The organism is Roseicyclus sp., from assembly GCF_052168335.1.
GTDB lineage: Bacteria > Pseudomonadota > Alphaproteobacteria > Rhodobacterales > Rhodobacteraceae > Roseibacterium.
Window position 1 is genome coordinate 1 of record NZ_JBQLZP010000462.1, and the last position, 11,723, is coordinate 11,723.

Consider the following 11,723-nt stretch of genomic DNA (forward strand, 5'->3'; position numbering starts at 1 on the left):
GCCGCACGGGGTGCCCGGTTCCCAGCCCGCGCCCCCCGTCGCGGGCAAGGCGCGGAATGGCGAAGCCTGTCCCCTCACGCCCGGCGGCGCGTGGTGTCCAGCGCCCCCGTTACCACCCCCAGCAGGCTCTCCCAGCCGCACCTCGGGCTCCTGGCAAACGCCCCCAGGGCGCGGATGCCCAACGCCCCCGTCACCCTCCGCACACCCGCCGCACGACCCCTTCGCCTCCCGGCAAACGCCACCGGAGCGCCGCTCCCGGCAGCCGCACGGGGTGCCCGGTTCCCAGCCCGCGCCCCCCGTCGCGGGCAAGGCGCGGGACGGCATAGCCGGTCCCGGTCCAGCCGGAAGCACGTGATGGAGAGCGTCCTCCCCGTCGCCCCTGCCCTCTGCGCGCACGACATCCCGGGGGCGCCCGCGCCCTCCCGCCTCGGCGGCTCCCCGGTCATCGGCATCTCCGGCACCCGATCGACGCCCGCGTGCGGGCGCCCCGCCGGGGCCGAGGTGCGGCCCGCAGCCTCCCGTCCCCTCACCCGAGGGCCTGCGTGATGGAGGCCGTCCTCGACATCGCCGACTGGCCCTCCGCGCTCGACCTCTTCGGCTCGCAGTCGACGCTCGACCCCGCGGGCCTCGGCGCGGCGGAGGTCTACCCGCTCACCGTCTGGATGACCTGGGCCTTCGGGGCGGTCTTCGTGCTCGTGATGGCCTTCGTCCTCCTCGCCTGGCTCCGCCGCCACCCGGCGCGGCCCTGGTGGATCTGGGCGGGCGGCATCGTCCTGCCGCTCGTCGCCATCGTCGCGGTCCTCGTCTTCTCCACCGCCGCCCTCGTCGCCACGACGCGCGAGGACCCCGACGCGCTGATCGTCGACGTGACAGGCCACCAGTTCTGGTGGGACGTGGTCTACGACCCCGAGGGCCTCGCGCTCCGCGACGCCAACGAGCTGGTCCTGCCCGAGGGCCGCGCCGTCACGCTGCGCCTGACGACGGCGGACGTGATCCATTCCTTCTGGGTGCCCTCGATCGCGGGCAAGATGGACATGATCCCCGGCCGCACCAACGTCCTGACCGTCACGGCGACCGAGACCGGCCGCTTCCGGGGCCAGTGCGCCGAGTTCTGCGGCCTGTCCCATCCTCTGATGGCCTTCGAGGTGACGGTCCTGCCGGCCGAGGACTTCGACGCCTGGCTCGAGACCACGCGGGGCGAGGCCCGGGACGCCGCCCGGCCCTCGCTCCTCGACGGGCGCGAGACCTTCATCCGCGAGGGCTGCCCCGCCTGCCACGAGATCCGCGGCGTCGCCGAGGGCGGACGCCTCGGGCCGGACCTCACCCGGCTCGGCGCGCGGCCCTCGCTCGGGGCGGGCATGTGGCGGATGAACCAGGGCAACGTCGCGGGCTGGATCGCCGACGTGCAGGACATGAAGCCGGGCGCGCAGATGCCCTCCTACAACCACCTCTCCGGGCCCGAGCTGCGCAACCTCTCGGCCTGGCTCGTGAGCCTCCGATGACCGAGACGACACCGCAGAGCGCCGCCTACGACCGCGCGCCCAAGGGCGAGCCCGGCAAGGATTTCGAGGAGATCTGGGCCCAGCCCCCGGGCCTCAAGGTGATCTCCTCCGTCTCCCACCGCGTCGTGGGCAAGCGCTTCCTCGTCACCGGATTCATCTTCTTCCTGATCGCGGGGTTCCTCGCGCTGCTGGTGCGCACCCAGCTCATCGTGCCCGAGAACACGTTCCTCGACAGCGAGACCTACAACCAGGTCTTCACGATGCACGGGACGATCATGATGTTCCTCTTCGCGATCCCCATGCTCGAGGGGTTCGCGGTCTACCTCATCCCGCTGATGATCGGGGCGCGCGACCTCGTGTTTCCGCGGCTCGGGGCCTTCGGCTACTTCTGCTACCTCTTCGGCGGGCTCATCGTGCTGTCGTCCTTCCTGTTCGACGCCGCGCCCGCGGGCGGCTGGTTCATGTACACGCCGCTCTCCACCGGCGAGTATTCCCCGGGCCTCGCCCCCGACTTCTGGCTCATCGGGATCACGCTGGCCGAGGTCGCGAGCGTCACGGCGGCCGTCGAGATCATCGCCGCGATCCTCTGCTCCCGCGCGCCGGGGATGCGCCTGTCGCGGATGCCGATCCTGATGTGGTACTTCCTCGCCACCGCCTTCATGATCGCGGTGGCCTTCCCGCCGCTCATCATCGGGTCGATCCTGCTGGAATCCGAGCGGCTCCTCGGCCTGCCCTTCTTCGACCCCGCCTTCGGCGGCTCGCCACTCCTGTGGCAGCACCTATTCTGGCTCTTCGGCCACCCGGAGGTCTACATCATCTTCCTGCCGGCGGCGGGCATGGTGGCGACGATGCTGCCGACCTTCGTGGGCAAGCCGCTCTTCGGCTACGGCTACGCGGTGGCGGCGGTGGCGACGATGGCCTTCCTCAGCTTCGGGCTCTGGGCGCACCACATGTTCGCGACCGGCCTGCCGGAGATGTCGCTGACGCTGTTCTCGGCGGCCTCGACGATGGTGGCGGTGCCGACGGGCGTGCAGATCTTCTGCTTCATCGCGACGCTCAGCCAGGGCCGCCCGCGCCTGACGGTGCCGATGCTCTTCGTGCTCGGCTTCCTCTTCGTCTTCGTGCTCGGGGGGCTGACCGGCGTGATGCTCGCCTCGGTGCCCTTCAACCTCCAGGCCCACGACACGCATTTCGTCGTCGCCCACCTCCACTACGTGCTCTTCGGCGGCTTCGTCTTCCCGATGTTCGGCGCGCTCTACTACTGGGTGCCGACCTTCACCGGCCGCATGATGTCCGAGCGGCTGGGGGCCTGGGTCTTCTGGCTCATCTTCGCGGGCTTCAACCTCACCTTCTTCATGATGCACCTGACGGGGATGCGGGGGATGCCGCGCCGCATCGCGACCTATCCCGAGGGGATCGGCTGGGACCGGCTCAACATGCTGTCCTCCATCGGCGCCTACATGATCGCCGTGGGCGTCGCGCTCTTCATCTGGGACTTCTTCCGCCACCAGCGGAGCGGGCCGGAAGCGGGCCGCAACCCCTGGGGGGCGGGGACGCTCGAATGGCTCTACCCGCCGCGCCCGCCCGGCTACAACTTCCGCGCCATCCCGCCCGTCCGCTCGCGCGAGCCGCTGTGGGACCAGCCCGAGCTGACCGACCGCCCCCCGGCCGAGGTCGCGGGCGCGCTCCGCCGCTATCCCGACCACCGCCGCGAGACCATGGGCTGCGACATCGTGACGGGCGAGCCCCTGCAGATCCTGCGCCTGCCGCACCCGACGTGGTTCCCGCTGATCTCGGCCTTCGGCCTCGCGCTCATGTTCGGGGCGACGCTCGCCTCGGTCTACTGGCTGGTGGCCGTCGGCGCCCTCGTGGCGCTCGCCGGGATCACCGGCTGGATGTGGGAGCCCTCCGACAGCGGGGGCGCGCGCGACACCGGGCTCGACGACCTGCGCCTGCCGGTGAACCTGCCGCGCCACGGCACGCACCTCCATGTCGGCACGGTCGGGACCATCCTCATCGGCTTCGCGCTCTACGTCTCGCTGGTCTTCGCGGCGCTCTACCTCTGGAACACCGAGCCCGCCTTCGCGGCCGAGACGGCGCGGCCCGGCAGCCTGCCCGCGCTCCTCGCCGTCGCGGGCGGCCTCGTCCTCGCCGTCGCGGCGGTCGTCACGCACCGGACGGCGGCGCGCGGCAGCCTCGGGCTCGCCGCCGTGCTGGACGGGCTCATCGCGCTCGCCGCGCTGGCGATCGGCGCGCTCCTGTGGACCGCGCTCGCGCCCATCGACCCCTTCGCGACCGCCTTCGGCGCCGTCCTCTGGGCAGTGGGCGTCTTCGTCGCGACGCACCTCTTCGTCGTCCTCTACTGGGGCCTCTTCAACGCGGCGCGCAAGGCGGTCGGCGCGGTGCGGCCGGGCCAGACGCTCCCCGACCTCCTGCTGGCGAGCTTCTGCAAGGCGACGGGCACCATGGCCGCGCTGACCGGGGCGGCGCTCCTGGCGCTCGGGGGCTGGCCATGAGCGGGACGCGGACCCTCCTGCGCGCCGCCGCGCCGCTTCTCGCCTGGGCGCTCCACTTCAGCCTCGTCTACGCGCTGATCTCGGCGGCCTGCGCGCCCCGCGCGCTGATGGCGCCCGGGACGCTGGCCGCGACCGTCGCGCTCCTGACCGCCGCCGGGGCCATCGGAATGCTCGCGCTCCTCGTCCTGGCGGGGCGGGGCCTCCGCCGCGCCGAGGGGGCCGACCGCGCGCTCGAACAGGCGGCGTGGTGGTCGGCGCTCATCTCGCTTCTCGCGATCCTCGCCAATGTCTGGCCCATCGCGATCCTGCCGGGCTGCACCGGCTGACCCATAGGGAGACCGCCATGGAGACCTACATCCCCTTCTGCGGCGCCCCGCCCCTGCCCTCCGAGCTCTGGAGCCGCTGGACACTCGACCCGATCCTCCTCGGCGGGCTGGCGCTCGCGCTCCTCGCGGGGCTCTCCGTCGCGATGCACCGGGGCCGCTTCCTCGCGGCCTGGGGCCTCGTCGTCCTGCTCTTCGTCTCGCCGCTCTGCGCGGCCTCGATGGCGCTCTTCTCGGCGCGGGTGGGCCAGCACGTCCTCCTGACGCTGCTCGCCGCCCCCCTCCTCGCCTCGGCGCTGCCGGCGGTCCGCTGGCCCGCGCTGCCGCTCGCGTGCGTCTTCGCCGTCCTGTTCTGGACCTGGCACGCGCCCGCGCCCTACGCCGCCACCCTGCAATCCGACCTCGCCTACTGGGCGATGCACCTCAGCCTCTTCGCCTCGGCCACGCTCCTCTTCGCCGCCATGCGCGCCCGGCCCGAGCGCGCGCCCGCCGCCGCCGCGCTGACCGGGGCGCAGCTCACGCTCTACGCGACGCTCGTGACGCTGGCGCCGACGGCCTGGCACGACTGGCACCTCGCCACGACCGCGCCCTTCGGCCTCTCGCCGCTGGCCGACCAGCAGCTTGCGGGCGCGCTCATGTGGGTGGGCGGCGGCGCGCTCTTCCTGGCCACCGTCGCCACGCTCGCCGCCCGCTTCCTCGCCGATGCGCCGCAGGAACCCCACGCGCGACGCCCGCGTTGATCGCCAAGCCCCCCGGAACAGGAGACCGCGCAGATGCAAGACGATCCCCTCGGCCTGACCCGGCGCGACCTCCTGAGGCTCATCGGCGTGGCGGGCGGCGCCTCGGCGATGCTCGGCGCGATGACCACGATGGGCCACAGCCTGCCCAGCCCCTACGAAGGGCCGCCGCAACTGGAAGGCGCGCCCGAGGGATCGAAGGTGCTGATCCTCGGCGCGGGCCTCGCCGGCATGGTCGCCGCCTACGAGATGCGGCGCGCGGGCTACGAGGTGCAGATCCTCGAATACCAGGACCGCGCCGGCGGCCGCTGCTGGACGCTGAAGCAGGGCGACACCGTCGAGGAGATGGGCGGCTACACCCAGACCTGCGAGTTCGCGCAAGGCCAGTACATCAACATCGGACCCTGGCGCATCCCGCACCACCACCGCGCGGTGATCGACTACTGCAACCGCCTCGGCGTGCAGCTCGAGGTCTTCGTGCAGGAGAACCAGAACGCCTACCTCCACTCGACCGAGGCCTTCGGCGGCGAGAAGCAGCGCTATCACAGGGTCTGGGCCGACTACGTGGGCGGCGTGACGGAGATGCTGTCGAAGACGGTGAACGAGGGCGCGCTCGACCAGCTCGTCGGGCAGGAGGACAGGGAGATGCTGCTCGAGTCGCTCAAGTCCTTCGGCGTCCTCGACAGCCAGTACCGCTATACCGAAAGCCTCGATACCGCCGAGTATCGCGGCTATCCCGAGAACGGAGCGCCGGGCGGCGGGCTCGACTACATGCCCGAGCCCTCGCAGCCGATCGAGCTCGGCGACATCGTGCGCTCGGGCTTCTGGCGGCACCTCCGCAACCACACCACCTACCGCCATCACGCGCCCATGTTCCAGCCCGTCGGCGGCATGGAGGAGATCGCCCACGCCTTCGAGCGCGAGGTGGGCGACCTCATCACCTACAACGCGCGCGTCAGCCGGATCATGCAGGATTCGGGCGGCGTGACGGTCGAGTATTCCCCGCGCGAGGGCGGCGGGACCGAGCGCGCGACCGCCGACTGGTGCGTCTGCACCATCCCCTTCACCATCCTCAGCCAGATCGAGATGGACGTCTCCGCCGACATGCGGCAGGCGATGCGCGAGCTGCATTACCACGAGGCGTTCAAGGCGGGCCTCGAGATGCGCCGCCGCTTCTGGGAGCGGGACCACGCGATCTACGGCGGGATCACCTATACCGACCTGCCCATCGACCAGATCTCCTACCCCTCGAACGAGATGCATTCCGACGGGCCGGGCGTGCTGCTGGCGGGCTACGTCTACGGCCCGCAGACCTACGCCTACAACTCCATGCCCCCCGAGGAGCGGCTGGAGAACGTGCTGGCCAACGCCGCGATCATCCACCCCGAGATCGCCGACGAGTTCACGAGCGGCGTCGCCGTCTCCTGGCACCGCGTGCCCTGGATGCTCGGCTGCTACTCCAACTGGAGCGAGCGCGGCGAGGCCTACCGGGCGGCGGCGCAGGTCGACCGCCGCATCGTCTGCGCGGGCGAGCACCTGAGCCACATCCCCGGCTGGCAGGAGGGCTCGATCCTCTCCTCCCTCGACGCGATCCGCAGGCTCCACGAGGTCGCGGCGAGCGGGCTCTACTCCACGCAAGGCGGAGGTTCGCAATGACCACCCCGAAGACCGCCCTTCTCGTCGCGCTCCTCGCGGCTCCCGCCGGGGCGCAGACCGACAGCGGCGACCGGCAGCCGAGCCGGTCCCCGGAATACGGCGCCGACGCCCTCGGCGCCAGCACCGAGCGTTTCCTCCAGGAAGACGGCGAGGCGCTCTACCTCACCGTCTGCGCGGGCTGCCACCAGCCGCAGGGCACCGGCGCGGTCGGCGCGGGCGTCTACCCGCCGCTCGCCGGCAACCCGATGCTGGAGGGCAGCCGCTATCCCGCCTGGATCATCGTCAACGGCATGGCGGCGATGCCGTCCTTCGGCGACTGGCTGTCGAACGCGCAGGTGGTCGAGATCGTGACCTACATCCAGTCGAACCTCGGCAACGACTGGGAGACCGACCTGACCGCCGCCGACGTCGAGGACCTGCGCGAGGCGCCGCCGTCCGAGTGACCCTCAGGTTTCAGACCTCAGGCCGCCGCCCGAGCCTGAGCGCGAAGGCGAGGAGGAGGCTCCCCCAGAGGAGCAGGTCGATCCCGAGGAGCACGCCCAGCACCCAGGTCGCGCTGAACGGCAGCCCGAACCACAGCAGCAGCGCCACCGCCACGGCCAGCACCCCCATCGCGATCATCCAGCCGCCGCCCTCGCCCAGCGCCCGCGCCCCGTACCAGATCCTGAGCAGGCCGATCGCCCCGAACCAGGCGATCACCAGCGTCGTCAGCGCGAAGATGCCCGCCACCGGCTCGAGGAAGATCAGCACCCCCGCCGCCAGCGCCAGCAGCGAGAGCGCGAAGGCCGAGGCCATCTCCCAGCCCTCGCTCCGCCGGAACGCCGCGAAGAGGCCGAAGACGCCGCTGATGACCAGCGCCGCGCCGGCCACGAAGGCGGCCGTCACCGTCGCGATGAAGGGCAGGAAGATCGCGAGCGCGCCCGCGAGGATCGAGACGCCGCCCACCAGGAACAGGAGCCAGCGCTGCCCGCGCACCTCGCGGCCCGCCTCGTAAGCCCCCCGGTCGGTATCGTCCGTCATGCCGTCCTCCATGTCTGTCTCCTCCGGGAAACCGCGCGCGCCCGCACCTTGTTCCCCTTTGTTCCCCTGTGTTCCCCCGGGTTCCCCGGCCGGAACCGCCACCCGGTGCGATCGTTGACCCCCGAACCCCACCGGAGTTCCGACATGACCGCGAAGGACGACATCGACCTCACCCCGCCCGAACCTGTCGCGGAGGCCGCCGAGAAGGGGCTGGAACTGCGCCGCAAGTTCGACCGGGGCGGCACGCAGGTCGGCGTCGCGCGCGCCCGCGACCTCCAGAACCGCCGCACGCTCTCCGAGCGCACGATCGCACGCATGGTGTCCTACTTCCGCCGCCACGAGGTCGACCGCCGCGCCGCGAACTTCGGCAACGACGAGGACCCCTCGCCGGGCTACATCGCCTGGCTCCTCTGGGGCGGCGACGAGGGCCGCGCCTGGGCCGAACGCATGAAGGACCGGCTCGAGCGGGCCTGACGTCCCGAATCTTCGCGGAGCCCCCGAGTGCGGCCCACCGATGGAGGCGCGCGGTGCGGCCAGCTTGAAGCGCGCGGCGACCCGCAGAAGGCCGTGCGCGCCCGGCGCCGTCCCCCCGCCGCCCACGCGCCACGCCCCCCGCCCCGCCGGAACACGCACGGAGGATCGAAACGAGCGCCCGCCCCCCTGCCAGACCGGAACACGCGTGGAAGCGCTCCGCGAGCGCCCGCCCCCCTGCCAGACCGGAACACGCGCGTAAGCGCTCCGCGAGCGCCCGCCCCCCTGCCAGACCGGAACACGCGTGGAAGCGCTGCGCGAGCGCCCGTCCCCCTGCCAGACCGGAACACGCGCGTAAGCGCTCCGCGAGCGCCCGTCCCCCTGCCAGACCGAAACACGCGCGTAAGCGCTCCGCGAGCGCCCGTCCCACCGCCGCCCCGCCGGAACACGCACGGAAGTGCTCCGCGAGCAGCCGGCCCCGTCCCCGGCCCCGTCCCCGGCCCCTTCCCCGGCCCCGCCGGAATGCGCTTGGAGGTTGGGCGCGAGCGCGCCCCTTGTCCTTCGCCGCGCCGACAGCACCCGGCAGCGCCGGAACCTGCGGGGCTACGTGCCGTGAGGACCGGCACCCGCGCCCGCCCCGAAGACCGGCATCCGCGCCCGATCCCCTGCCATCGCCGAACCCGTGTGCACCGCCCCGCGCCGGGACGCCCGTGGGGCCGTGCAGGGCCGCCTCCAACGCTCCTTCGCTCGGGACCATCGCGGGCCTTCCGAGGCACACGACGGCGGCCGGCTCCGTCAACCTTGCCCCCGCGCCGCCCCTCAGACCATCGCCTGGCTGATCAGCGGCACCCAGCGGCCGAACTCCCGCGCGGGCCTGGGGTCGTGCGGCACGAGGAAGCCGCGCCGGTCCTCGGGCCGGGCCTTCAGGTTGTCCTCCGCCCGCTGCCTTATCGCGGTCACCGTGCGGGCGGGATCGAGGAACGCCTCCCCCGGCTCCTCGCCCAGCCAGTGCCCGAGCGCGCGGTGGAGGAGGTGGCGGACGAGGTGCGGCTCGTCGAACTCCACCCCCGCCTCGGTGTCCCAGCACATGCTCCGCCCGTTGAGGTTCGCCGAGGAGACGATGGCGCTCCGGGCGTCGAAGATCGAGACCTTGGCGTGGACGTAGACGATGGGCGAGCCCGCGAGGCAGTCGCGCTCCCCGGTGTCCTTCGCCACCGGCCGCACCGGCGAGCAGATCGCCACGCGCGGCCCGAAGGCCTCCTGCACCCGCGCGATGGCCTTCGCCTGGAGGTACTCGCCATAGCGCGCGTCGGTCGAGGTCGACCCGTCGAAGGCCACGTCCTCGGGCGCGCCCGGCAGGACGAGCACGAGGCCGAGCTCGGGGTTCGCCTGCGCCGCACGGCACAGCGCCTTCGAGATCCCGGTGTCGCGGAAGAACTGCGTCTCCAGGTAGATCAGGCGCTTGGCGTCGCGGATGCGCGCATGGTGCGCGTCGGCGATCGAGGAGCGCAGCGGCCTGGGCCCGATGAAGGGCGTCGTCACCCGCCGCTTGCGCGACAGCGTCGTCAGGAGCCGCGTCTCGGCCACGGGCGGCATCTGCCCGTTCGTCACCGCGAGGAAGCTCTCCAGATGGGTCTGCGCCTCGTCCACCTCGGGGCGGTCGCGGATCATCACCTGCACGTCGTGCCAGGTCTCGTCGCGCCGCCTGCGGTGGTCGGGGTCGTCGTAGCGCCGCTCGACCACGTCCAGCCCGCCGACATAGAGATACTTGCGGTCGAAGACGGCGATCTTCTGGTGATGCGTCACCGGCAGGAGATCGGCGGGCGGCCACCACTTCGCGCGGAGCGTGCCGTCGGGGTTGCGGACGATGTGCCGCCTCAGCCCCGGCAGGTGCTCGAGGCGCTGCTCGCGCCGGTCGGGCTCCTCGGCGTTCAGGTCGTCCACGGCGTCCTTCAGCCGCCGCCGCACCCAGGGCCAGAACAGCACGCGGTGCGGCCGCCCGACGCGCGCGGGATGCGCGGCCGCCACGACCGTCAGCGGCGCATCCGGCCCCGCGAACTCGCAGGCCGTCAGGAAGGCCTTCATCGACTTCCACGTCTCCCCGTGCAGCGCGGGCGCCATGATCGGGTCGAAGTCCGAGATCGCCATGTTGATCCGCACGCCGCGCCTCAGCGTGTGGACCACGAGGTCGAACCAGGTCTCGCCGATCGCGCGCCCCTCCTCGGAGCGGAGCCTCGACCAGAGATCGAACACCCGGAAGCCGCCCCAGATCTCGCGCTCGGCCGCGAGGAAGGCGCGCTCCAGCTCGGGATAGGCCTCGGCCGCGGTGATCAGGACGCGGGTGCGCCCGTCGGGGGCGGGGCTCTCCTCCGTGGGCTGGAGCATGGCGGGCATCCTTTCTCGGGCTTTCTCGGGCGTTCCCGGGCTCGGGCGTGCCCGGGGTGCGGGTCCGAACGTCGGAACAACAGGCGCCGCGCCGCGAAGTTCCGCCGGACCCACGCGGACGGCCGGGAACCCGCGCCCGCGCCCGCGCGTTGTCGGGGTCTTGCCGCGACCGCGCCCCGGGGGGACATCCATGCAGCGCCACGACACCGACCTCACCGAGGGCCCCGTCGCCCGCCAGCTCCTGCGCGTGGGCGCGCCGATGGCGGTGGGCATCCTCGGCGTCCTCGCCGTGGGGCTGGCCGACGCCTTCTTCCTCGCCCGCGTGGGCCGGGCCGAGCTCGCCGCCATCGGCTTCGTCTATCCCGTCATCGTCGCGATCAGCGCCTTCGCCATCGGCCTTTCGGCAGGCGCGAACGCGGTGCTCTCGCAGGCGATGGGGCGCGGCGCGGAGGACCGCGAGGTCGGCCGCCTCGCCCTCCACGCCACGGGCTTCGGCCTTCTCGTCGGCCTCGCGGGGGGCGCGGGGTTCCACGCCGTCTCGCCGCTCCTGTTCCCGCTCCTCGGCGCGGAGGGCGCGGTGCAGGACCGCGTCATGGACTACGTGCCCTGGTGGGCGGCGAGCTTTCCCGTCCTCGTCGCCACGATGATCCTGAACGCGGGCTTCCGCGCGGCCGGGAACGGCACGACGCCCGCCGCGATCATGGTGCTGACGGCGGTGCTGAACGTCGCGCTGACGCCCGCGCTCGTCTTCGGCGCGGGGCCGCTCGCGCCGATGGGCATGGCCGGGGCGGGCATCGCGACGCTCGCGGACCGGCTCGTCGCGGGCGCGCTCGTCCTGGCGCTCGCGCTGCGTGCCGGGCGCCTCGCCTCCGGGCCGCGCCCCCTCCGCGGCGCGCTGACCTCCGTGCGCCGCATCGTCGCCATCGGCCTGCCCGCCGCCGGATCGCGCGCGGTGAACCCCGCGGGCATGGCGCTGGTGACGGCGGCGGTCGCGACGCTGGGCGAGGCGGCGGTCGGCGGCTTCGGCGCGGCGGCGCGCATCCAGTCCGTCGCCCTCGTGCCCTTCTTCGCGCTGGCCTCGGGCCTCGCGCCCGTGGTGGGCCAGGCCTGGGG

At 72.9% G+C, this 11,723-nt stretch carries 10 protein-coding genes; 8 read left to right on the forward strand and 2 right to left on the reverse strand.

Annotated features, from left to right (window positions below):
• Nucleotides 1-545 precede the first annotated feature (545 nt).
• Genes coxB through ACTS11_RS14330 form a run of 6 tightly spaced genes read left to right on the forward strand, consistent with a single transcriptional unit; the run spans nt 546 to nt 7,177 of the window.
• Nucleotides 546-1,502, forward strand: a complete 957-nt coding sequence (gene coxB, locus ACTS11_RS14305; RefSeq protein ID WP_442640986.1) for a cytochrome c oxidase subunit II — start codon at nt 546-548, stop codon at nt 1,500-1,502.
• Entirely contained in the window at nt 1,499-4,018 is a 2,520-nt protein-coding gene (ctaD, locus tag ACTS11_RS14310) for a cytochrome c oxidase subunit I (RefSeq protein WP_442640977.1), read from the forward strand. The genes coxB and ctaD overlap by 4 nt, the downstream gene beginning before the upstream one ends.
• A complete protein-coding gene (locus tag ACTS11_RS14315; protein ID WP_442640978.1) occupies nt 4,015-4,344 on the forward strand; it encodes a hypothetical protein in 330 nt (109 codons plus the stop codon). The genes ctaD and ACTS11_RS14315 overlap by 4 nt, the downstream gene beginning before the upstream one ends.
• Nucleotides 4,345-4,361: 17 nt before the next feature.
• Nucleotides 4,362-5,081 (forward strand): cytochrome c oxidase assembly protein, encoded by a 720-nt coding sequence (locus ACTS11_RS14320; RefSeq protein WP_442640979.1) that lies wholly within the window; start codon nt 4,362-4,364, stop codon nt 5,079-5,081.
• Nucleotides 5,082-5,114: 33 nt separating this feature from the next.
• Complete coding sequence (locus tag ACTS11_RS14325) at nt 5,115-6,734, forward strand: flavin monoamine oxidase family protein (RefSeq protein WP_442640980.1); 1,620 nt, start codon at nt 5,115-5,117, stop codon at nt 6,732-6,734.
• On the forward strand, nt 6,731-7,177 hold the full coding sequence (locus tag ACTS11_RS14330; protein WP_442640981.1) for a c-type cytochrome: 447 nt from the start codon (nt 6,731-6,733) through the stop codon (nt 7,175-7,177). Before ACTS11_RS14325 ends, ACTS11_RS14330 begins: the two co-directional genes overlap by 4 nt.
• A 10-nt stretch (nt 7,178-7,187) precedes the next feature.
• Here the strand turns inward: ACTS11_RS14330 and ACTS11_RS14335 are convergent, their stop codons facing one another.
• The gene (locus ACTS11_RS14335; protein WP_442640982.1) at nt 7,188-7,766 is read right to left on the reverse strand and encodes an HdeD family acid-resistance protein; all 579 of its coding nucleotides are present in this window, start codon (nt 7,764-7,766) and stop codon (nt 7,188-7,190) included.
• A gap of 132 nt (nt 7,767-7,898) precedes the next feature.
• On the opposite strand from ACTS11_RS14335, the gene ACTS11_RS14340 reads away from it, so the two are divergent.
• On the forward strand, nt 7,899-8,228 hold the full coding sequence (locus ACTS11_RS14340) for a hypothetical protein (protein WP_442640983.1): 330 nt from the start codon (nt 7,899-7,901) through the stop codon (nt 8,226-8,228).
• 816 nt (nt 8,229-9,044) lie between these two features.
• On the opposite strand, the gene ACTS11_RS14345 is transcribed toward ACTS11_RS14340, so the two are convergent.
• Complete coding sequence (locus ACTS11_RS14345) at nt 9,045-10,610, reverse strand: phospholipase D family protein (protein ID WP_442640984.1); 1,566 nt, start codon at nt 10,608-10,610, stop codon at nt 9,045-9,047.
• 190 nt (nt 10,611-10,800) lie between these two features.
• On the opposite strand from ACTS11_RS14345, the gene ACTS11_RS14350 reads away from it, so the two are divergent.
• Nucleotides 10,801-11,723: MATE family efflux transporter (locus tag ACTS11_RS14350; RefSeq protein ID WP_442640985.1), on the forward strand; the 923-nt coding region annotated here is incomplete at its 3' end.

What these genes read in the sequence shown, in the direction of transcription:
- coxB (WP_442640986.1), top strand. Translation starts at nt 546, where the DNA reads ATGGAGGCCGTCCTCGACATCGCCGACTGGCCCTCCGCGCTCGACCTC.
- ctaD (WP_442640977.1), top strand. Translation starts at nt 1,499, where the DNA reads ATGACCGAGACGACACCGCAGAGCGCCGCCTACGACCGCGCGCCCAAG.
- ACTS11_RS14315 (WP_442640978.1), top strand. Translation starts at nt 4,015, where the DNA reads ATGAGCGGGACGCGGACCCTCCTGCGCGCCGCCGCGCCGCTTCTCGCC.
- ACTS11_RS14320 (WP_442640979.1), top strand. Translation starts at nt 4,362, where the DNA reads ATGGAGACCTACATCCCCTTCTGCGGCGCCCCGCCCCTGCCCTCCGAG.
- ACTS11_RS14325 (WP_442640980.1), top strand. Translation starts at nt 5,115, where the DNA reads ATGCAAGACGATCCCCTCGGCCTGACCCGGCGCGACCTCCTGAGGCTC.
- ACTS11_RS14330 (WP_442640981.1), top strand. Translation starts at nt 6,731, where the DNA reads ATGACCACCCCGAAGACCGCCCTTCTCGTCGCGCTCCTCGCGGCTCCC.
- ACTS11_RS14335 (WP_442640982.1), bottom strand. Translation starts at nt 7,766, where the DNA reads ATGGAGGACGGCATGACGGACGATACCGACCGGGGGGCTTACGAGGCG.
- ACTS11_RS14340 (WP_442640983.1), top strand. Translation starts at nt 7,899, where the DNA reads ATGACCGCGAAGGACGACATCGACCTCACCCCGCCCGAACCTGTCGCG.
- ACTS11_RS14345 (WP_442640984.1), bottom strand. Translation starts at nt 10,610, where the DNA reads ATGCTCCAGCCCACGGAGGAGAGCCCCGCCCCCGACGGGCGCACCCGC.